This window comes from Escherichia sp. WS1451 (assembly GCF_046487365.1).
Taxonomy (GTDB): domain Bacteria; phylum Pseudomonadota; class Gammaproteobacteria; order Enterobacterales; family Enterobacteriaceae; genus Escherichia; species Escherichia coli.
On record NZ_JBJQJP010000003.1, the window covers coordinates 236,130 to 257,422 of the forward strand.

At 53.2% G+C, this 21,293-nt stretch carries 23 protein-coding genes; 12 read left to right on the forward strand and 11 right to left on the reverse strand.

Translation table 11 applies throughout. The features are described 5' to 3' along the window. From agaC to ACJHX7_RS06465, 3 genes are read left to right on the forward strand one after another with little or no spacing between them, the layout of a single operon-like run. A complete protein-coding gene (gene agaC, locus ACJHX7_RS06455; protein ID WP_000544474.1) occupies positions 1-804 on the forward strand; it encodes a PTS galactosamine transporter subunit IIC in 804 nt (267 codons plus the stop codon). Continuing rightward, positions 794-1,585 carry a PTS galactosamine transporter subunit IID gene (agaD, locus tag ACJHX7_RS06460; protein WP_000534351.1) on the forward strand — a complete coding sequence of 264 codons (792 nt, stop codon included), beginning with the start codon at positions 794-796 and terminating at the stop codon, positions 1,583-1,585. The genes agaC and agaD overlap by 11 nt, the downstream gene beginning before the upstream one ends. Then, entirely contained in the window at positions 1,586-2,353 is a 768-nt protein-coding gene (locus ACJHX7_RS06465) for a galactosamine-6-phosphate isomerase (RefSeq protein WP_094029904.1), read from the forward strand. Between the two features lie 49 nt (positions 2,354-2,402). Here the strand turns inward: ACJHX7_RS06465 and rsmI are convergent, their stop codons facing one another. Beyond that, positions 2,403-3,266: a 16S rRNA (cytidine(1402)-2'-O)-methyltransferase gene (gene rsmI, locus ACJHX7_RS06470; protein WP_000809263.1), complete on the reverse strand. Its 864-nt coding sequence runs from the start codon at positions 3,264-3,266 to the stop codon at positions 2,403-2,405. 64 nt (positions 3,267-3,330) lie between these two features. Here rsmI and lpoA point away from each other — a divergent pair, with 64 nt between their 5' ends. The 4 genes from lpoA to dolP are packed head-to-tail and all read left to right on the forward strand — an operon-like array spanning position 3,331 to position 6,915. After that, entirely contained in the window at positions 3,331-5,367 is a 2,037-nt protein-coding gene (lpoA, locus tag ACJHX7_RS06475; protein ID WP_094029903.1) for a penicillin-binding protein activator LpoA, read from the forward strand. Then, complete coding sequence (locus ACJHX7_RS06480; RefSeq protein WP_000246837.1) at positions 5,325-5,720, forward strand: YraN family protein; 396 nt, start codon at positions 5,325-5,327, stop codon at positions 5,718-5,720. The genes lpoA and ACJHX7_RS06480 overlap by 43 nt, the downstream gene beginning before the upstream one ends. Before the next feature lie 19 nt (positions 5,721-5,739). Further along, on the forward strand, positions 5,740-6,330 hold the full coding sequence (gene diaA / locus ACJHX7_RS06485) for a DnaA initiator-associating protein DiaA (protein ID WP_001158035.1): 591 nt from the start codon (positions 5,740-5,742) through the stop codon (positions 6,328-6,330). Positions 6,331-6,339: 9 nt separating this feature from the next. Beyond that, complete coding sequence (gene dolP / locus ACJHX7_RS06490) at positions 6,340-6,915, forward strand: division/outer membrane stress-associated lipid-binding lipoprotein (RefSeq protein ID WP_000646033.1); 576 nt, start codon at positions 6,340-6,342, stop codon at positions 6,913-6,915. A gap of 121 nt (positions 6,916-7,036) precedes the next feature. Here the strand turns inward: dolP and ACJHX7_RS06495 are convergent, their stop codons facing one another. Continuing rightward, positions 7,037-8,077: a permease gene (locus tag ACJHX7_RS06495; RefSeq protein ID WP_000147631.1), complete on the reverse strand. Its 1,041-nt coding sequence runs from the start codon at positions 8,075-8,077 to the stop codon at positions 7,037-7,039. Between the two features lie 72 nt (positions 8,078-8,149). Further along, positions 8,150-8,785, reverse strand: a complete 636-nt coding sequence (locus ACJHX7_RS06500; RefSeq protein ID WP_000084526.1) for an NAD(P)H-binding protein — start codon at positions 8,783-8,785, stop codon at positions 8,150-8,152. Positions 8,786-8,912: 127 nt separating this feature from the next. On the opposite strand from ACJHX7_RS06500, the gene yhbO reads away from it, so the two are divergent. Next, positions 8,913-9,431: a protein/nucleic acid deglycase gene (gene yhbO / locus ACJHX7_RS06505; RefSeq protein WP_001571959.1), complete on the forward strand. Its 519-nt coding sequence runs from the start codon at positions 8,913-8,915 to the stop codon at positions 9,429-9,431. On the opposite strand, the gene ACJHX7_RS06510 is transcribed toward yhbO, so the two are convergent. After that, positions 9,411-9,854: a YhbP family protein gene (locus ACJHX7_RS06510; protein ID WP_094029902.1), complete on the reverse strand. Its 444-nt coding sequence runs from the start codon at positions 9,852-9,854 to the stop codon at positions 9,411-9,413. The two genes, yhbO and ACJHX7_RS06510, sit on opposite strands and share 21 nt — an antisense overlap. A 50-nt stretch (positions 9,855-9,904) precedes the next feature. Here ACJHX7_RS06510 and yhbQ point away from each other — a divergent pair, with 50 nt between their 5' ends. Continuing rightward, on the forward strand, positions 9,905-10,207 hold the full coding sequence (gene yhbQ / locus ACJHX7_RS06515) for a DNA damage response exodeoxyribonuclease YhbQ (protein ID WP_000189315.1): 303 nt from the start codon (positions 9,905-9,907) through the stop codon (positions 10,205-10,207). On the opposite strand, the gene ACJHX7_RS06520 is transcribed toward yhbQ, so the two are convergent. Both ACJHX7_RS06520 and ACJHX7_RS06525 read right to left on the reverse strand, forming a co-directional pair. Further along, on the reverse strand, positions 10,194-10,697 hold the full coding sequence (locus ACJHX7_RS06520) for a GNAT family N-acetyltransferase (RefSeq protein ID WP_000908554.1): 504 nt from the start codon (positions 10,695-10,697) through the stop codon (positions 10,194-10,196). The genes yhbQ and ACJHX7_RS06520 overlap by 14 nt on opposite strands. Then, complete coding sequence (locus tag ACJHX7_RS06525) at positions 10,691-11,215, reverse strand: SCP2 domain-containing protein (protein WP_001295552.1); 525 nt, start codon at positions 11,213-11,215, stop codon at positions 10,691-10,693. The genes ACJHX7_RS06520 and ACJHX7_RS06525 overlap by 7 nt, the downstream gene beginning before the upstream one ends. Positions 11,216-11,423: 208 nt before the next feature. On the opposite strand from ACJHX7_RS06525, the gene ACJHX7_RS06530 reads away from it, so the two are divergent. The 3 genes from ACJHX7_RS06530 (at position 11,424) to ACJHX7_RS06540 (ending at position 14,394) form a co-directional block, all read left to right on the forward strand. After that, positions 11,424-12,419, forward strand: a complete 996-nt coding sequence (locus ACJHX7_RS06530) for a peptidase U32 family protein (protein ID WP_001298771.1) — start codon at positions 11,424-11,426, stop codon at positions 12,417-12,419. Between the two features lie 8 nt (positions 12,420-12,427). Then, positions 12,428-13,306 carry a U32 family peptidase gene (locus ACJHX7_RS06535; RefSeq protein ID WP_001361201.1) on the forward strand — a complete coding sequence of 293 codons (879 nt, stop codon included), beginning with the start codon at positions 12,428-12,430 and terminating at the stop codon, positions 13,304-13,306. 80 nt (positions 13,307-13,386) lie between these two features. Beyond that, complete coding sequence (locus ACJHX7_RS06540) at positions 13,387-14,394, forward strand: luciferase-like monooxygenase (protein ID WP_094029901.1); 1,008 nt, start codon at positions 13,387-13,389, stop codon at positions 14,392-14,394. A gap of 118 nt (positions 14,395-14,512) precedes the next feature. Here the strand turns inward: ACJHX7_RS06540 and mtr are convergent, their stop codons facing one another. The 5 genes from mtr to pnp all read right to left on the reverse strand — a co-directional run bounded on the left by mtr (position 14,513) and on the right by pnp (position 21,108). Then, positions 14,513-15,757: a tryptophan permease gene (mtr, locus tag ACJHX7_RS06545; protein WP_000224361.1), complete on the reverse strand. Its 1,245-nt coding sequence runs from the start codon at positions 15,755-15,757 to the stop codon at positions 14,513-14,515. Between the two features lie 153 nt (positions 15,758-15,910). Next, positions 15,911-17,800, reverse strand: coding sequence for an ATP-dependent RNA helicase DeaD (gene deaD, locus ACJHX7_RS06550; protein WP_001295553.1), 1,890 nt, complete (start codon positions 17,798-17,800; stop codon positions 15,911-15,913). Then, a complete protein-coding gene (gene yrbN / locus ACJHX7_RS06555; RefSeq protein ID WP_010723222.1) occupies positions 17,793-17,873 on the reverse strand; it encodes a protein YrbN in 81 nt (26 codons plus the stop codon). Before yrbN ends, deaD begins: the two co-directional genes overlap by 8 nt. 106 nt (positions 17,874-17,979) lie before the next feature. Then, positions 17,980-18,864 carry a lipoprotein NlpI gene (gene nlpI / locus ACJHX7_RS06560; RefSeq protein ID WP_000802080.1) on the reverse strand — a complete coding sequence of 295 codons (885 nt, stop codon included), beginning with the start codon at positions 18,862-18,864 and terminating at the stop codon, positions 17,980-17,982. A 108-nt stretch (positions 18,865-18,972) separates the two neighbouring features. Then, positions 18,973-21,108: a polyribonucleotide nucleotidyltransferase gene (pnp, locus tag ACJHX7_RS06565; RefSeq protein WP_001298330.1), complete on the reverse strand. Its 2,136-nt coding sequence runs from the start codon at positions 21,106-21,108 to the stop codon at positions 18,973-18,975. Positions 21,109-21,293 lie beyond the last annotated feature (185 nt).

Consider the following 21,293-nt stretch of genomic DNA (forward strand, 5'->3'; position numbering starts at 1 on the left):
ATGCATGAAATAACCCTACTCCAGGGATTATCCCTGGCGGCGTTAGTTTTCTTTCTGGGGATTGATTTTTGGCTGGAAGCCTTATTTTTATTCCGCCCGATAATCGTTTGTACCCTTACAGGTGCTATTCTCGGTGATATTCAGACTGGCTTAATTACCGGTGGCCTGACAGAGTTGGCTTTCGCCGGATTAACCCCTGCAGGTGGTGTTCAGCCGCCCAACCCTATTATGGCGGGTCTGATGACCACTGTCATTGCATGGTCTACGGGCGTTGATGCCAAAACGGCAATTGGTCTTGGCCTGCCGTTTAGTTTGTTAATGCAGTACGTCATTCTGTTCTTCTATTCCGCTTTCTCATTATTTATGACCAAAGCCGATAAATGCGCAAAAGAGGCGGATACGGCAGCATTTTCCCGACTTAACTGGACAACGATGCTCATCGTCGCTTCAGCGTATGCGGTGATTGCTTTCCTCTGTACTTACCTGGCACAAGGGGCGATGCAGGCGCTGGTGAAAGCGATGCCCGCCTGGCTGACCCACGGCTTTGAAGTGGCTGGCGGTATTCTGCCTGCCGTTGGTTTTGGCTTGCTGCTGCGCGTGATGTTCAAAGCGCAATATATCCCTTACCTGATCGCCGGCTTCCTGTTCGTTTGCTACATCCAGGTCAGCAACCTGTTGCCGGTTGCCGTGCTGGGTGCAGGCTTTGCGGTGTATGAGTTTTTCAATGCGAAATCCCGGCAGCAAGCGCAACCGCAGCCCGTTGCCAGTAAAAATGAAGAAGAGGACTACAGCAATGGGATCTGAAATCAGTAAAAAAGATATCACCCGTCTGGGCTTTCGTTCGTCACTGCTGCAAGCGAGCTTTAACTACGAAAGGATGCAGGCGGGCGGTTTTACCTGGGCGATGTTGCCGATCCTGAAAAAGATTTATAAGGACGACAAACCGGGCCTAAGCGCGGCGATGAAAGATAACCTCGAATTTATTAATACCCACCCGAATCTGGTCGGATTCCTGATGGGGTTATTAATTTCGATGGAAGAAAAAGGAGAAAACCGCGACACCATTAAAGGCCTCAAAGTGGCACTGTTTGGCCCAATCGCCGGGATTGGCGATGCGATTTTCTGGTTTACCTTATTGCCGATTATGGCGGGAATTTGCTCATCATTTGCCAGCCAGGGAAACTTGCTGGGGCCGATTCTATTTTTCGCCGTTTACCTGCTTATCTTCTTCCTGCGCGTCGGCTGGACCCACGTCGGTTATTCAGTCGGCGTGAAGGCTATTGATAAAGTGCGAGAGAACTCGCAGATGATTGCTCGTTCGGCAACCATCCTCGGGATCACGGTAATCGGCGGGCTGATCGCTTCGTATGTGCATATTAACGTGGTGACATCGTTTGCCATCGACAGTACCCACAGCGTCGCACTGCAGCAGGATTTCTTCGATAAAGTCTTCCCGAACATTTTACCGATGGCCTACACCCTGCTGATGTATTACTTCCTGCGGGTGAAAAAAGCGCATCCGGTGCTGTTAATCGGCGTGACTTTTGTGCTCTCTATTGTTTGTTCCGCATTCGGCATTTTGTAAATGGAACGAGGCACTGCGTCTGGCGGTGCCTCTTTACTTAAGGAATTTCATCCTGTGCAAACCCTTCAACAAGTTGAAAACTATACGGCGTTAAGTGAACGTGCCAGCGAATATTTATTGGCCGTGATCCGTAGCAAACCGGATGCCGTGATTTGCCTGGCGACCGGAGCCACACCATTACTGACGTATCATTATTTGGTAGAAAAAATCCACCAGCAGCAGGTTGATGTCAGCCAGCTTACCTTCGTGAAGCTCGACGAATGGGTGGATCTGCCATTAACGATGCCTGGTACCTGCGAAACTTTCCTACAACAGCATATCGTGCAGCCGCTGGGGCTGCGTGAAGACCAGCTCATCAGCTTTCGCTCTGAAGAGATAAATGAGACAGAGTGCGAACGGGTAACGAACCTGATTGCGCGCAAAGGCGGTCTGGATTTATGCGTTCTCGGATTGGGGAAAAACGGTCATCTTGGGCTGAACGAACCGGGAGAAAGCCTGCAACCGGCCTGCCATATCAGTCAACTTGATGCCAGAACACAGCAACATGAGATGTTAAAAACCGCGGGCCGTCCTGTGACTCGTGGGATCACCTTAGGCCTGAAGGATATTCTCAATGCCCGCGAAGTTTTGCTACTGGTGACTGGCGAAGGAAAGCAGGATGCGACAGAACGTTTTCTCACGGCTAAAGTCTCTACCGCTATCCCGGCTTCATTTTTATGGCTGCATAACCATTTCACATGCATGATTGATGAGATGTGTCGTCGTTAACTCGCCTGCTACAGGCGTTGTAGCGCTATTCCTGCTGCAACGCCTGTAATCACTCTCCCTGCTGCTCCAGTGCATACTTATACAGCGCATTTTTCTTCACGCCGTGAATTTCTGCTGCCAGCGCCGCCGCTTTTTTCAGTGGCAGTTCTGCCTGCAACAGCGCCAGCGTGCGCAGGGCATCGGCGGGTAAGTCTTCTTCCTGTGCTTTATGGCCTTCGACAATCAGTACCATTTCGCCTTTGCGACGGTTTTCATCTTCTTTGACCCACGCCAGCAGCTCGCCAACGGGCGCGCCGTGAATGGTTTCCCAGGTTTTGGTCAGCTCACGCGCCAGAACGACGTAGCGGGATTCGCCTAATACCGCAACGATATCTTCCAGGCTATCTAACAGACGGTGGGTAGATTCATAAAAAATCAGCGTGCGCGGCTCCGCTTCAATGGCTTTTAGCGCATCACGGCGGCCTTTTGATTTGGCAGGTAAAAAGCCTTCATAACAAAAACGATCGGATGGTAAACCCGCGGCGCTTAACGCAGTGATAGCAGCACACGGCCCGGGTAGCGGCACCACGCGAATCCCCGCTTCACGGCAGGTACGCACCAGATGGTAGCCAGGATCGTTAATTAGCGGCGTTCCGGCATCGGAAACCAGCGCAATGTTTTGCCCCTCTTGCAGCTTCGCCAGCAGCGTTTCGGCTTTTTGTTGTTCGTTATGGTCGTGCAGCGCAAACAACCGGGCATTAATCCCAAAATGTTGCAGCAATAAACCGGTGTGACGCGTATCCTCGGCGGCAATCAGATCAACGGCCTGTAATACCTCCAACGCACGCTGGGTGATATCCGCCAGATTGCCGATTGGCGTCGGTACAATGTAAAGCTGGCCCTGAGAATTATCCGCCGATTGGTGTTGTTTCATTGTGTCGTCCGTATTGCCGATTTAATATTGAGCATTGCGTAAAAAAAATATCACTGGATACATTATGGTACCCTCAACATTTTCTCGTTTGAAAGCCGCGCGTTGTCTGCCTGTTGTTCTGGCAGCCCTGATTTTCGCCGGTTGTGGCACCCATACTCCCGATCAGTCCACTGCTTATATGCAGGGCACGGCGCAGGCTGATTCTGCCTTTTACCTGCAACAGATGCAGCAAAGTTCTGATGATACCAGGATCAACTGGCAATTACTCGCCATTCGTGCACTGGTGAAAGAAGGTAAAACCGGACAGGCGGTGGAGTTGTTTAACCAACTACCGCAAGAACTGAACGATTCTCAGCGTCGCGAGAAAACACTGCTGGCGGCAGAGATTAAACTGGCGCAGAAAGATTTTGCTGGCGCGCAAAACTTGCTGGCGAAAATCACACCTGCAGATTTAGAACAAAACCAGCAAGCGCGTTACTGGCAGGCAAAAATCGATGCCAGCCAGGGGCGTCCTTCCATTGATTTACTGCGCGCGTTAATTGCTCAGGAACCGCTGCTCGGCGCGAAAGAAAAGCAGCAGAATATTGACGCCACCTGGCAGGCGCTCTCCTCCATGACTCAGGAACAGGCGAATACGCTGGTGATCAATGCCGACGAAAATATTCTGCAAGGCTGGTTGGATCTGCAGCGCATCTGGTTTGATAACCGTAACGATCCCGACATGATGAAAGCCGGGATCGCCGACTGGCAGAAACGTTATCCGAACAACCCGGGCGCGAAAATGCTGCCAACGCAGTTGGTTAACGTAAAAGCGTTTAAACCCGCATCGACCAACAAAATCGCCCTGCTGTTGCCACTGAATGGCCAGGCAGCGGTATTTGGTCGCACTATTCAGCAAGGCTTTGAAGCGGCGAAAAATATCGGCACTCAGCCAGTGGCGGCCCAGGTAGCTGCCGCACCTGCCGCAGACGTAGCAGAACAACCTCTGCCGCAAACCGTGGATGGCGTTGCCAGCCCGGCACAAGCCTCGGTTAGCGATCTGACCGGTGAACAACCTGCGGCCCAGCCGGTGCCTGTAAGCGCCCCGGCGGCAACCACCGCAGCGGTAAGCGCACCCGCGAATCCATCCGCAGAGCTGAAAATCTACGATACATCATCACAACCACTTAGCCAGATCCTCAACCAGGTTCAACAGGATGGCGCGAGTATTGTGGTCGGTCCGTTGCTGAAAAATAACGTTGAAGAGTTGCTGAAGAGCAACACCCCGCTGAACGTGCTGGCACTGAACCAGCCGGAGAATATCGAAAACCGCGTCAATATTTGTTACTTCGCGCTTTCACCGGAAGACGAAGCGCGCGATGCAGCGCGTCATATTCGTGACCAGGGTAAACAAGCGCCGCTGGTGCTGATCCCACGCAGTTCATTGGGCGATCGCGTAGCCAATGCGTTTGCGCAAGAGTGGCAGAAACTGGGTGGCGGCACCGTTCTGCAACAAAAATTTGGTTCCACCAGCGAATTACGCGCAGGTGTTAACGGCGGTTCGGGTATTGCTTTAACGGGTAGCCCGATTACTCCCAGAGCGACAACCGACTCCGGCATGACGACCAACAATCCAACGCTGCAAACCACGCCAACCGATGACCAGTTCACCAATAATGGCGGCCGTGTCGATGCGGTGTACATTGTGGCAACGCCGGGCGAAATCGCTTTTATCAAACCGATGATCGCCATGCGTAACGGTAGCCAGAGCGGTGCAACGCTGTACGCAAGCTCCCGAAGCGCACAAGGCACCGCGGGTCCGGATTTCCGTCTGGAAATGGAAGGTTTGCAATATAGCGAAATCCCGATGCTGGCGGGCGGTAATCTGCCATTAATGCAGCAGGCGCTCAGCGCGGTGAACAACGATTATTCGCTGGCTCGCATGTATGCGATGGGCGTTGATGCCTGGTCGTTGGCAAATCATTTCTCACAAATGCGCCAGGTTCAGGGTTTCGAAATCAACGGTAATACCGGAAGTCTGACGGCTAACCCGGATTGCGTGATTAACAGGAAGTTATCATGGCTACAGTACCAACAAGGTCAGGTAGTCCCCGCCAGTTAACCACCAAACAGACCGGCGATGCGTGGGAAGCACAAGCGCGTCGCTGGCTGGAAGGCAAAGGACTGCGGTTTATCGCCGCTAACGTGAACGAGCGTGGCGGCGAGATCGATCTGATAATGCGTGAAGGCCGGACCACCGTTTTTGTCGAGGTGCGTTACCGCCGCTCTGCGCTTTATGGCGGCGCGGCTGCCAGTGTGACCCGCAGCAAACAACACAAATTATTACAGACTGCCCGCTTGTGGCTCGCGCGTCATAATGGGAGTTTTGATACTGTGGATTGCCGGTTCGATGTGGTAGCCTTCACCGGGAATGAGGTTGAGTGGATTAAGGATGCCTTTAATGACCACTCATAATTAAGGTTTAAGGATTAGCGTGCAAGAAAGAATTAAAGCTTGCTTCACTGAAAGCATTCAAACTCAAATTGCGGCGGCAGAGGCGCTTCCGGATGCCATCTCGCGTGCAGCTATGACGCTGGTTCAGTCTCTGCTCAATGGCAACAAAATCCTCTGTTGTGGTAATGGAACTTCCGCTGCCAATGCACAGCATTTTGCTGCCAGCATGATCAACCGTTTCGAAACGGAGCGGCCCAGCTTACCTGCCATTGCACTAAATACTGATAATGTTGTCTTAACGGCAATTGCCAACGATCGCTTACATGATGAAGTGTATGCAAAACAGGTGCGGGCGCTGGGTCATGCGGGAGATGTATTGTTAGCCATTTCCACCCGTGGCAACAGCCGCGATATTGTAAAAGCGGTAGAAGCTGCCGTTACGCGTGATATGACCATTGTGGCATTAACCGGCTATGACGGCGGTGAACTTGCAGGTTTGTTAGGGCCACAGGATGTGGAGATCCGCATTCCTTCGCATCGTAGTGCTCGCATTCAGGAGATGCATATGCTGACGGTAAATTGCCTGTGCGATCTGATCGATAACACGCTTTTCCCTCACCAGGATGTTTAAGGAGAATACATGAAGGCATTATCGCCAATCGCAGTCCTTATTTCCGCGCTGCTGTTGCAAGGTTGTGTTGCTGCTGCCGTAGTGGGTACTGCTGCTGTGGGTACCAAAGCCGCAACTGACCCACGCAGTGTCGGCACCCAGGTAGACGATGGTACCCTGGAAGTGCGCGTGAACAGCGCATTGTCGAAAGACGAACAAATTAAGAAAGAAGCGCGCATTAATGTAACGGCCTATCAGGGCAAAGTGCTGCTAGTTGGGCAGTCACCAAACGCTGAACTTTCGGCTCGCGCTAAACAAATTGCGATGGGCGTAGACGGTGCCAACGAAGTGTATAACGAGATTCGTCAGGGCCAGCCGATTGGTCTGGGCGAAGCGTCTAACGATACGTGGATCACCACCAAAGTGCGTTCGCAGCTCTTAACCAGCGATCTGGTGAAATCGTCCAACGTGAAAGTGACCACCGAAAACGGTGAAGTGTTCCTGATGGGGCTGGTGACTGAACGTGAAGCGAAAGCGGCGGCAGATATTGCCAGCCGGGTAAGCGGCGTGAAGCGGGTAACCACGGCGTTTACGTTTATTAAATAAGCCATTGATCGGTCGTTGAAGTAAATATTCACACCTTAGCCGACCTGTTCCCCTCACCCTAACCCTCTCCCCAAAGGGGAGAGGGGACCGTCCAGTGCTGTATTCAGGAGCATCCAACATCTTAGGCCAACAGCGCCAACCCGCCGACAATCACACCAGACACTGCCACCATCGCCCCTGTCAGCCATAAGGCTTTCGCCGGGAACGCTTTGCGCAGCATAATCAGTGACGGCAAACTCACCGCCGGGAGCGTCATCAACAATGCCAGCGCCGGAGCGGTTCCCATGCCTGCCAGTATCATCGTTTGTACAATCGGAATTTCTGCTGCCGTGGGAATGACAAACAAGCATCCTGCCACCGCCATCGCCACCACCCACATCAGGCTGTTATCGACAGCACCATCGGCATGGGGGAATAGCCAGACGCGAGCGGCACCCAACACCAGTACTGCAAGGATGTAAACCGGGATTGTACTCCAGAAAAGCGTCCATAGCGCCCTGCCCCAGCGGCTAAAAAATCCTCCCTGTGCTTCCGGTATGTCAATTTCGACCGGTGCCTGCGTTTGCGGTGTTTCACGCACCCATTTTTGCACCAGCGTCGCAATCAGCAACACCATCACCAGCCCCGCCACCAGACGAATCGCCGCAAAACCCCAGCCGAGGACGAACCCCATAAACACCAGCGTCGCCGGGTTTAACAACGGATTCCCCATCCAGAATGCCAGCGCACCGCCCATCGACACCTGTTGGCGACGCATTCCCGCCGCGACCGGAGCCGCACAGCAGGTACACATCATGCCCGGCAGCGAAAACAGCGTTCCCAGCAGCGTGCCGCGAAAGCGCGATTGCCCAAGCGTACGCAATAACCAGTCACGCGGGATCAGCACCTGAATCAACGACCCGAGCAGTACGCCCAGCACCGCCGCTTTCCATACCGCGAGGAAATAGATCATCGCGTAATCCAACGCCGCCTGCCACGGATTAGCATCCGCCTGCGCAAGGATAGATTTACCGATACTGTGGGTTTCGGCAGCAGTAAACGCTTTGCCGTAGTAAGGTTGCCATTTCACATACCAGAGACCAGCAATGACAACGAGAAAGAAAAGCGCGGGTTTCCACCACTGAATGGGCGTTGCCGCCTGAGATGAAGACTGACCAGTCATAGCATTCCCCAGGAATAAGATATGATAATTGAGCGCGTGAATATTACGCTCACTATCATTTCTTGGGAATAATTATTCAGCTCTTTTGCGTAATTCTGAAGAGCTTAAAATCGTCACGCCTTCATGCTCAGGCCGCATCGCCTCTGCCAACATGACCCGCGCCACGTCTCTCGCATCAATGGATTTCCAGTTACCTGGTAACAAACGGAACAGCGGCGCAAAAAGCGTTTCGTTCATCCGCTGTTTGCTACGATCGCCCAGTAACATCGACGGGCGAGCAATGGTCAATTTCGGCCAGTTCTGGGCGATTAATGCTTCTTCCATCTCCCCTTTGACGCGGTTATAGAAAAACGGCGAGTGGGCATTGGCACCCATCGCACTGACTACCAACATATGCTGCGCACCGAGCCGCCGCCCGGTTAAGGCGGTATCCACCACCAGCGTGTAATCGGCATGAATAAACGCCTCTTTGCTCCCCGCTTCTCGCCGCGTGGTGCCGAGACAACAAAACACAATGTCGATGGGATCGGTGACCTGCGCCAGCGCGTCAGTCAGTTGCGGATCATGGGGATTAAACACCCCGGGCATATCGCCCAACGGACGTCGCGTCGGCGCAGCAATGGCGTTAACTTTCGGTTCATTAATCAACATCCGCAGCAGGTGACCGCCCACCAGCCCCGTTGCGCCTGTAATCAGTACCTGACTCATCTTCGCTCCTTTACAGAATTGTCTGCCTTGCGCTCCCCGGCTCATGCACCAGGCTTAATAGACCATGAGGTAATTATCCCCGATTGTGGAAAATTCGCCTCATCCAATGCAACAACGCGGAGGAAGCATGAGTAAGAAAATCGCCGTTTTAATCACTGATGAATTTGAGGATTCAGAATTTACTTCACCCGCAGACGAGTTCCGTAAAGCCGGACACGAAGTGATTACCATTGAAAAACAAGCGGGTAAAACGGTGAAAGGCAAAAAAGGAGAAGCCAGCATGGCCATCGATAAATCCATCGATGAAGTGACGCCCGCAGAGTTCGATGCCCTGCTGCTACCGGGCGGTCATTCACCAGATTATCTGCGTGGCGACAACCGTTTTGTCACCTTCACCCGCGATTTTGTGAACAGCGGCAAACCTGTTTTCGCCATCTGTCACGGTCCCCAGTTGCTGATCAGCGCCGATGTGATCCGTGGTCGTAAGCTGACCGCCGTTAAACCAATCATTATTGATGTTAAAAACGCGGGCGCGGAATTTTACGATCAGGAAGTGGTGGTCGATAAAGATCAGCTGGTTACCAGCCGGACGCCGGACGATCTGCCAGCGTTTAACCGCGAGGCGTTACGCCTGCTCGGTGCCTGAGCCGCGTAGCCATACCAGTTTTTTACCAAAGCCCAGCGTGTTGTCGGTGAATTTGATTTCATCGAGCCGGATTTCCCACACCGGTGCCGACAGCATTCTGGCAACCGGAAAGCGACGATTGTACGCCTGGCGCGCAAGGTCGCTTTCCTCACCTTCAAGCCTGCGGATCTCGCCTTTAAATTGCACGCCGCGAATTAACGCTACCGTTTTCAGCTGACCGTTTACCGTTCCGGCAACTGCCGCCTGCGGCCCACTCATCTGCGCGTGGCGCGTTTTTTCTTCCGTCAAAATGTAGAAGGCGACTTTCTGCGCATCAAAAAGATAAAAGGCATTAGCGCACCACAGTTCCCCTTCCTGCTGCACACACCAGGTGACAACATGTTGTTTTGCCAGCCAACGGCTGATGGCGGTGAGTGTTTCCATTGCTGTTCTCTTTTATACTGTGGGCCTGACCTTAACATGCGACGCAGACGATGACACCCTGGTTTCTTTACTTGATCCGTACCGCCGACAATAAGCTTTATACCGGGATCACCACAGATGTCGAACGCCGCTATCAGCAGCACCAAAGCGGCAAAGGGGCGAAAGCACTGCGCGGGAAAGGAGAACTAACGCTGGCGTTTTCCGCGCCAGTGGGCGATCGTTCGCTGGCACTACGGGCGGAATATCGCGTTAAGCAACTGACCAAACGGCAAAAAGAGCGTCTGGTAGCGGAAGGCGCAGGGTTTGCAGAACTGTTGAGCAGCCTGCAAACCCCAAAGATTAAAAGCGATTGAAGTGCTCGTGATACTCAACCAGACCAGTTACACCGTTCAGCGCGTCATCCGCTAAACGATGTACCTGGAAGGCACTTTCAGTGCCCGGCCAGCGGCAACGCAGATCGTGATGTGCCGCCAGTTCAAAGCCGAAACGGCTGTACAGCGCCGGATCGCCCAGCGTCACCACTGCGGCATAGCCGAACTCATTAAGCGAATCGAGTCCTTCATAGACCAGTTGGCGTGCCAGCCCCTGTCCACGGTATTTTTCATCTACCGCCAGCGGTGCCATGCCGACCCATTGCAGGTCTTCGCCCTGCACATCAACCGGACTAAATGCCACATAGCCAATGACCTGACCTTCGTCATCTGTCGCCACCAGCCCCAGCGTCAGAAAGCCATCTTCACGCAGATCGTGAACCAGCTTCGCTTCCGCATCACTTTCGAATGAACGACGCAGCAGGGCATCAATACCCGGCGCATCAATGGGAATTTCTACTCGAATTAGCATGGTTCACCTACCGATGTCTGTTTGGTTTCAGGCGCGGTTTTCATTCCCGCCTCAACAAAATCCGCCAGTTGCAGCAGCATCATGCGTAAGGCTTTCGGCATTTGCTCCAGTTCAATGGCGTCCATCAGGTTTTTCACATACAGCCCCAGCTCCGTATCGCCTTCAATCACCAGCCGACGCTGGAAGAAGAGCGTATCCGGATCTTGTTTACGCGCCGCAATCATCAGCAGATCGCTGGCGTCGGCACTAAAACTCACATCAGCTTGCGCGTTCTGGCTAACGACCAGTTTGCCATTCACCACCGAGGTAAACCATTGCAGGTCAATATCACGCACATGAATACTTAACCAGCGGCCTTCAAGAAACTCCAGCTCGCCATCATCCAACGCCTGGCGGAATTGCCAGCTTAAGACCTGCTCAAGAACCTGGCGTTTTAGCGCAAATGGCGTCAGTTTTACCGGTACACTCAACAGAGATGGCCCCAAATGCACAATACGGGAACGCAGTTTATCCAACACGAGTTTTACTCCCTGTTTCAACAATCATCCTATTTTGCCATATCAGAAAAATAACATAGCGGTATAAATCAACAATTCCATATGAAATTGCTGCTACCACCAATACAACTTTAACTGCCTTAAATCAAAAATTGTCGCAGCAAGGTTAACTAAAATCCCAGTTCGTTAACATTTTTGCGTTTTGATAGCGCAACCTTCAGGAAAAATTATGGAGCTGCTCTGCCCTGCCGGAAATCTCCCGGCGCTTAAGGCGGCCATCGAAAACGGCGCAGATGCTGTTTATATCGGGCTAAAAGATGATACCAATGCCCGTCACTTCGCCGGCCTTAACTTTACCGAGAAAAAATTGCAGGAAGCGGTGAGTTTTGTCCATCAACATCGCCGCAAACTTCACATCGCGATTAACACTTTTGCGCATCCGGACGGTTACGCCCGCTGGCAGCGCGCCGTGGATATGGCGGCGCAGCTGGGTGCCGACGCGCTGATCCTCGCCGACCTCGCCATGCTGGAGTACGCCGCCGAGCGTTACCCGCATATTGAGCGTCATGTGTCAGTGCAGGCTTCGGCGACCAATGAAGAGGCGATTAACTTTTATCATCGCCATTTTGACGTTGCCCGCGTGGTGCTGCCGCGCGTGTTGTCGATTCATCAGGTGAAACAACTGGCACGGGTCACACCTGTACCACTGGAAGTCTTTGCTTTCGGCAGCCTGTGCATTATGTCGGAAGGTCGTTGCTATCTGTCGTCGTATTTGACGGGTGAGTCTCCCAACACCGTGGGCGCGTGTTCTCCGGCCCGTTTCGTGCGCTGGCAGCAAACGCCGCAGGGGCTGGAATCCCGCCTGAACGAAGTGCTGATCGACCGTTATCAGGACGGCGAAAACGCAGGTTATCCGACGCTGTGTAAAGGGCGTTATCTGGTGGACGGCGAGCGCTATCACGCGCTGGAAGAACCCACCAGTCTCAATACCCTGGAACTGCTGCCGGAGTTAATGGCAGCGAATATTGCTTCGGTGAAAATTGAAGGCCGCCAGCGTAGCCCGGCGTATGTCAGCCAGGTGGCGAAAGTCTGGCGTCAGGCTATCGACCGTTGTAAGGCCGATCCGCAAAACTTCATACCGCAAAGCGCGTGGATGGAGACGCTCGGGTCGATGTCCGAAGGCACGCAGACCACCCTTGGCGCGTATCACCGTAAATGGCAGTGAGAAAAGCAATGAAATATTCCTTAGGGCCAGTGCTGTGGTACTGGCCAAAAGAGACGCTGGAAGAATTTTATCAGCAGGCCGCCGCCAGCAGCGCCGACGTGATTTATCTCGGTGAAGCGGTCTGTAGCAAACGCCGGGCAACCAAAGTTGGCGACTGGCTGGAGATGGCAAAATCGCTCGCCGGAAGTGGCAAGCAGATTGTGCTCTCCACGCTGGCGCTGGTGCAGGCATCCTCCGAACTGGGCGAACTGAAACGCTATGTTGAGAACGGTGAGTTTCTGATTGAAGCCAGCGATCTCGGCGTGGTGAATATGTGCGCTGAACGCAAACTGCCGTTCGTCGCCGGGCACGCGCTGAACTGCTACAACGCGGTGACACTGAAAATATTGCTCAAACAGGGCATGATGCGCTGGTGTATGCCGGTGGAGCTTTCCCGCGACTGGTTGGTGAATCTGCTTAATCAGTGCGATGAGCTGGGCATTCGCAACCAGTTTGAAGTGGAAGTCCTGAGCTACGGTCATCTGCCGCTGGCCTACTCCGCCCGCTGCTTTACCGCGCGTTCGGAAGACCGCCCGAAAGATGAGTGTGAAACCTGCTGCATTAAGTATCCGAACGGGCGCAACGTGCTATCGCAGGAAAACCAACAAGTGTTTGTACTCAATGGCATTCAGACCATGAGCGGCTACGTTTACAACCTCGGTAACGAGCTGACATCCATGCAGGGGCTGGTCGATGTGGTCCGCCTGTCACCGCAGGGTACTGACACTTTCGCAATGCTCGATGCCTTCCGCGCTAATGAAAATGGCGCTGCGCCACTACCGTTGACGGCAAACAGCGACTGTAACGGCTACTGGCGGCGGCTGGCCGGGCTGGAGCTGCAAGCGTAAGTATATAGCTCACTTTGTTAACAACTTTAACTACTCTTTAATGCAGTATTAAAGATCAATCGGTAACAAAGTGAGCTGTTATGACTGATAAAACCATTGCGTTTTCGCTACTCGATCTGGCCCCCATCCCCGAAGGCTCTTCAGCGCAGGAAGCGTTCTCCCACTCTCTCGACCTCGCCCGTCTGGCTGAAAAGCGCGGCTATCATCGCTACTGGCTGGCGGAACACCACAATATGACCGGCATTGCCAGTGCTGCAACGTCGGTGTTAATTGGCTATCTGGCGGCGAATACCACCACGCTGCATCTGGGGTCTGGCGGCGTGATGTTGCCTAACCACTCACCGTTGGTGATCGCCGAACAATTCGGCACGCTCAATACGCTCTATCCGGGGCGAATCGATTTGGGGCTGGGCCGCGCGCCGGGTAGCGATCAGCGAACCATGATGGCGCTGCGTCGTCATATGAGCGGCGATATTGATAATTTCCCCCGCGATGTCGCGGAACTGGTGGACTGGTTTGACGCCCGCGATCCCAATCCGCATGTGCGCCCGGTACCAGGCTATGGCGAGAAAATCCCCGTGTGGTTGTTAGGCTCCAGCCTTTACAGCGCGCAACTGGCGGCGCAGCTTGGTCTGCCGTTTGCGTTTGCCTCACACTTCGCGCCGGATATGTTGTTCCAGGCGCTGCATCTTTATCGCAGCAACTTCAAACCGTCGGCACGGTTGGAGAAACCGTATGCGATGGTGTGCATCAATATTATCGCCGCCGACAGCAACCGCGATGCCGAATTCCTGTTTACCTCAATGCAGCAAGCCTTTGTGAAGCTGCGCCGCGGCGAAACCGGGCAACTGCCGCCACCGATTCAAAATATGGATCAGTTCTGGTCGCCGTCCGAACAGTATGGTGTGCAGCAGGCGCTGAGTATGTCGCTGGTGGGCGATAAAGCGAAAGTGCGTCATGGCTTGCAGTCGATCCTGCGCGAAACCGACGCCGATGAAATTATGGTTAACGGGCAGATTTTCGACCACCAGGCGCGCCTGCATTCGTTTGAGCTGGTGATGGATGTGAAGGAAGAATTATTGGGGTAGTGTGTTTTAACGTAGGAAGCCTTATCCGAGATGGCAACGCTGTCCTACACAATGCCTGATAAGCGAAGCGCATCAGGCATTGTGTAGGCAGCAGAAATGTCGGATAAGGCACCGCTGATTACTGATACACCGGCAGCAAATTAAAGCTCGATAAGATATGGACCAGTGCGTTGCCAACGCCAAATACCAGAATCAGCATAATCATCGGCTTGCCGCCCCAGACGCGGAATTTCGGGCTACCAAAGCGTTTACGCGATGCGCGGGCCAACAGCGCCGGAACAATTGCCGCCCAGATGGTAGCCGCTAAGCCAGCATAACCAATGGCGTACAGGAATCCGTTAGGAAACAGCAGGCCACCCACAACAGGCGGGGCAAAGGTCAGCAACGCTGTTTTCAAGCGGCCCATAGCCGAGTCATCGAAACCAAACAGATCTGCCAGATAGTCAAACAAACCCAGCGTAACGCCGAGGAACGAACTCGCTACCGCAAAGTTTGAGAACACAACCAGCAGCAGATCCAGGCTACGGCTGTTCAGCACGCCGCTTAACGCCTGTACCAGCACATCAATATTACCGCCCTTCTCGGCGATGCCGATAAACTCCGGACGAGGGATGTTGCCCATCGTCGCCAGCAACCAGATGGTATACAGCGCCAGCGCCATCAGCGTACCGTACACCAGGCATTTCACGATGGTTTTCGGATCTTTGCCGTAATACTTCATCAGGCTCGGCACGTTACCGTGATAACCAAAAGATGCCAGACAGAATGGCAGTGTCATCAGCAGATACGGCGCATAAGACGCATTGCTTTCGGCAACGTTGAACAAGGTCGTTGGCTGCACATGTCCCAGCAGGCTACCGAAGGTGAGGAAAAACGTAATGACTTTCGCCCCCAGCACAATCGCCGTCATCCGGCTGACCGCTTTGGTGCTCAACCACACCACAAACGCCACCAGTAGTGCAAAACCAAATCCAGCTGCCCGTGCAGGGACGTTCAGCGACATCTCCGCGAAGGTGTGATGCAGAATCGAACCGCTGGCAGAAATATAGGCGTAAGTCAGGATATAGAGCACAAAGGCAATGGAAATGCCGTTGACTACGTTCCAGCCTTTGCCGAGCAGGTCTTTGGTGATGGTGTCAAAGCTCGAACCGATTCGATAATTCAGGTTAGCTTCCAGAATCATCAAGCCGGAATGCAGCATACAGAACCAGGTAAAGATCAGCGCCGCCATTGACCAGAAGAACCACGCCCCGGACATGACCACTGGCAGAGAAAACATCCCTGCGCCAATAATGGTGCCGCCGATAATCACCACGCCGCCAAGCAGCGACGGTGACGTTTGGGTGGTGGTTAGTGTTGCCATGAGGGCTTCTCTCCAGTGAAAAATAGTGCGACTGCGTTGTTATGCATTGCACTGTACCAGTACACGAGTACAAAAGACAGAAAAAAAGCCCCGATTATTAAAATCGGGGCTGTATATATTATTTTACAGACTGTATTCGCTGTTCAGCGATGATTACGCATCGCCACCGAAACGACGACGACCGGTAGAGTCATCACGACGCGGTGCGCGGCCTTCACGACGTTCGCCGCTAAAACGACGACCATCACCACGGCCACCTTCACGGCGTTCACCGCTGAAGTTACGACCGCCTTCACGACGTTCGCCACCGAAACCACGACCACCGCCACGACGCTCACCGCCAGTATGCGGCTGTGCATCGCCCAGTAACTGCATATTCATCGGCTTGTTGAGAATGCGAGTACGCGTAAAGTGTTGCAGCACTTCACCCGGCATACCTTTCGGCAGTTCGATGGTGGAGTGAGAAGCAAACAGCTTGATGTTACCGATGTAACGGCTGCTGATGTCGCCTTCGTTAGCAATCGCACCAACGATATGACGAACTTCAACACCATCATCGCGGCCCACTTCAATGCGGTACAGCTGCATATCGCCAACATCACGACGTTCACGACGCGGACGATCTTCACGGTCACCACGCGGGCCACGGTCGTTACGATCGCGCGGACCACGGTCATCACGGTCACGGAATTCACGTTTCGGACGCATCGGCGCATCTGGCGGAACAATCAGAGTACGTTCACCCTGTGCCATTTTCAGCAGTGCGGCGGCCAGAGTTTCGAGATCCAGCTCTTCACCTTCTGCCGTCGGCTGAATTTTGCTCAGCAGTGCACGGTATTGATCCAGATCGCTGCTTTCCAGCTGCTGCTGTACTTTAGCGGCGAATTTTTCCAGACGACGTTTGCCCAGCAGTTCTGCGTTCGGCAGTTCAACTTCCGGAATGGTCAGCTTCATGGTGCGTTCAATGTTACGCAGCAGACGACGCTCACGGTTCTCAACGAACAGCAGCGCACGGCCAGCACGGCCCGCACGACCAGTACGACCGATACGGTGAACGTAAGACTCAGAATCCATCGGGATATCGTAGTTAACTACCAGGCTGATACGCTCAACGTCCAGGCCACGGGCCGCAACGTCGGTCGCAATCAGGATGTCCAGACGACCATCTTTCAGTCGTTCCAGTGTCTGCTCACGCAGCGCCTGGTTCATGTCACCGTTCAGCGCGGCGCTGTTGTAGCCGTTACGCTCAAGGGCTTCTGCCACTTCCAGAGTCGCGTTTTTGGTACGAACGAAGATAATCGCCGCATCAAAATCTTCCGCTTCCAGGAAACGTACCAGTGCTTCGTTTTTACGCATACCCCAGACAGTCCAGTAGCTCTGGCTGATGTCAGGACGGGTAGTCACGCTGGACTGAATGCGCACTTCCTGCGGCTCTTTCATAAAGCGGCGGGTAATGCGACGAATCGCTTCCGGCATGGTTGCAGAGAACAGAGCGGTCTGATGACCTTCCGGGATCTGCGCCATAATAGTTTCAACGTCTTCGATGAAGCCCATGCGCAGCATTTCGTCAGCTTCATCCAGAACCAGACCGCTCAGTTTAGAAAGGTCCAGAGTGCCACGTTTCAGGTGATCCAGCAGACGGCCCGGAGTACCGACAACGATCTGCGGCCCCTGACGCAGGGCGCGTAATTGCACGTCATAACGCTGGCCGCCGTACAGGGCAACCACATTTACGCCGCGCATGTGTTTAGAGAAATCCGTCATTGCCTCAGCAACCTGTACCGCCAGTTCGCGGGTCGGTGCCAGCACCAGAATCTGTGGTGCTTTCAGCTCAGGATCAAGATTCTGCAGCAGAGGTAAAGAGAATGCTGCAGTTTTTCCGCTCCCCGTCTGGGCCATACCCAGAACGTCGCGGCCATTCAGCAGATGTGGAATACACTCTGCCTGAATTGGAGATGGTTTTTCGTAACCCAGATCGTTAAGGGCTTCAAGGATAGGAGCCTTCAGGCCCAGATCTGCAAAAGTGGTTTCGAATTCAGCCATGTAGTACGTGTGCCTCAAAATTAATGGCGGCCAGTCTACATAACTCATCATGAAATTGATCAGCAATTTTCATTGAAAAGTGTGAACCGGCTCAAAGTAGGTGTATTAACGAACAACAACGCCCTCACCCGTTAAGGTGATGGCAATCAAAAAAGATTACGGGCTGATGTGTACGTCAGCTATTGCTGGTCCGATTCTGCCAGGTCATCTTGGTCCTGGCCCAGGAGCGATAATTCCAACAATGCGTATCGGTGCTCAACAAAGTTATGAACGTTGTTGGCAACCGCCAGTTTGAACAGTGCCGTGGCGCTGTCCAAATCCCCCAGACTTAGGTAGTACTTACCTAAATAGAAGTTGGTTTCACTGAGATGCTCAGCGAGCGAGGTGTTATCCGTTGCGTCCGCCTTGAGCCTTTCCATTAACGTTTGTTCGCTAATGTTGCCCAGGTAGAACTCGACAATGTTCCATCCCCACTGTTCCTTATCCGATTTTTCGAAGTGCTGTTTCAACACTTCTTTAGCCTGCTTCTCATCGAGCTTCTGCTCGGCGAGATAAAGCCACAGACTACGGAAAGGATCATTGGGATCGTCTTGATAAAACGCCAGCAGATCATCTTGCGCTAACTTGTCACGACCGCCGTAATATAAGGCGATCCCGCGATTCAAGTGCGCGTAGTTGTAAGTTGGATCAAGCTCAAGTACAGAATCAAACGCTTCATAGGCAGCATCAAAATTGCCTGCCTGCGTTAAATATATGCCTAAGTAATTGAATACTTCAGGCATATCCGGTCGGATTGCCAGCGCTTGCGAAAAATCGTTACGCGCTAATGCCCTCAGACCGAGACTATCATACAACACTCCGCGCTCATATAAAAGCTGTGCGCGTTCGTCATCGGTTAAAGCCCGACTGGCAAGGATTTGTTCCATACGTGCCAGAATCACTTCCTGCTGTAAAGTCGGTTGCAATGGTACCGCGAGGACTTCACTTTTACGCCAGGAAGTATTACTGCATCCTGCAAGCGTAAGTGCTGTCGCAACGAAACACCAGCGCAAAAAAGGCTTCATTTCCCACTCCCGAAGACCACGGTTGAATGAACGTCCTGTTCCCGGTTGCTAACAAGGCGTCCTGCCCGGTTAAAAGCCCCCCGCCGCAGCGGAGGGCAAATGGCAACCTTACTCGCCCTGTTCAGCAGCCGGAGCTTCCGGTGCTGCAGCAGGTTGAGACTGCTCAGTCGCTTCTTTAATGCTCAGACGGATACGGCCCTGGCGATCAACTTCCAGAACTTTCACCGGTACTTCCTGACCCATCTGCAGGTAATCGGTCACTTTCTCAACGCGTTTGTCAGCGATCTGAGAGATGTGTACCAGACCTTCTTTACCGCCGCCGATGGCAACAAATGCGCCAAAGTCAACGATACGGGTCACTTTACCATTGTAGACGCGGCCCACTTCGATTTCTGCAGTGATCTCTTCGATACGACGAATAGCATGTTTCGCTTTCTCGCCGTCGGTCGCTGCGATTTTCACAGTACCGTCATCTTCGATTTCGATGGTGGTGCCAGTTTCTTCGGTCAGAGCACGGATAACAGAACCGCCTTTACCGATAACGTCTTTGATCTTGTCCGGGTTGATCTTGATGGTATGGATACGCGGAGCGAACTCAGAGATATCGCCGCGCGGCGCGTTGATCGCCTGTTCCATTACGCCCAGGATATGCAGACGCGCACCTTTAGCCTGGTTCAGTGCAACCTGCATGATCTCTTTGGTGATACCTTCAATTTTGATATCCATCTGCAATGCAGAGATACCGTCGCGGGAACCCGCAACTTTGAAGTCCATATCGCCCAGGTGATCTTCGTCGCCCAAAATGTCAGACAGTACAACGTAGTTGTCGCCTTCTTTCACCAGCCCCATTGCGATACCCGCAACAGCAGCTTTGATCGGCACACCTGCGTCCATCAGCGCCAGAGACGCGCCGCACACGGAAGCCATAGAAGAAGAACCGTTGGATTCGGTGATTTCAGACACCACACGTACGGTGTACGGGAATTTGTCCATATCCGGCATGACTGCCAGCACGCCGCGCTTCGCCAGACGACCGTGACCAATTTCACGACGCTTCGGAGAACCGACCATGCCGGTTTCGCCTACGGAGTACGGAGGGAAGTTGTAGTGGAACAGGAAGGTGTCAGTACGTTCGCCCATCAGTTCATCAAGAACCTGCGCGTCACGTGCAGTACCCAGCGTTGCGGTAACCAGCGCCTGAGTTTCACCACGGGTGAACAGCGCAGAACCGTGAGTACGCGGCAGCACGCCAGTACGCACATCCAGACCACGAATCATATCTTTTTCACGACCGTCGATACGCGGTTCGCCTGCCAGTACGCGGCTACGAACAACGTTTTTCTCGATAGCGTGCAGAATTTCACCCAGTTCGTTTTCGTCCAGGGTTTCATCTTCAGCAAGCAGCGTCGCGATGGTTTCAGATTTGATGACATCAACCTGCGCATAACGCTCTTGTTTGTCGGTGATGCGGTAAGCATCGCTCAGACGAGCTTCAGCCAGTGCAGCAACGCGCGCGTTCAGCGCTTCGTTTACCGGCTCCGGCTGCCAGTCCCAACGCGGTTTACCGGCTTCTTTCACCAGTTCATTGATGTTCTGAATGACAACCTGCTGTTGTTCATGACCGAACACTACTGCGCCCAACATCTGGTCTTCGCTCAGCAGTTCAGCTTCAGATTCAACCATCAGTACAGCGGCTTCAGTACCCGCAACAACCAGATCCAGTTTGCTCTCTTTCAGCTCGTCCTGAGTCGGGTTCAGTACGTACTGGTCATTGATGTAACCTACGCGGGCAGCACCAATCGGACCATTGAACGGAATACCAGACAGAGACAGTGCTGCGGAAGCACCAATCATCGCGACGATATCCGGGTTAACTTGCGGGTTAACAGAAACCACGGTGGCGATAACCTGAACTTCGTTGACGAAGCCTTCCGGGAACAGCGGGCGAATCGGGCGGTCAATCAGACGCGCGATCAGGGTTTCGCCTTCGCTTGGGCGGCCTTCACGACGGAAGAAGCTACCCGGGATACGACCAGCAGCGTAGGTACGCTCCTGATAGTTAACGGTCAGTGGGAAGAAGTCCTGACCTGGTTTGGCTTTTTTCTGGCCAACAACGGTAACGAATACCGCGGTGTCATCCATGCTAACCATAACAGCGGCAGTAGCCTGACGAGCCATCATGCCGGTTTCCAGAGTCACGGTGTGTTGACCGTACTGGAATTTACGAACGATCGGATTAAGCAATGTAATATCCTTTCTCTTTCTTAGACAGTACCTTACGGCACTGGTGTTAATACCCGATCTTCTGCGCATCCTCGCGACTAATGACAACCCTAACCCAGCTCTATGTGGGTAAAGCCTCTCATTAGCCGCGCGAACCTCTGCAACGGAAGATCATTCATAGCAACAATACATTAGTTTCCAGTGAA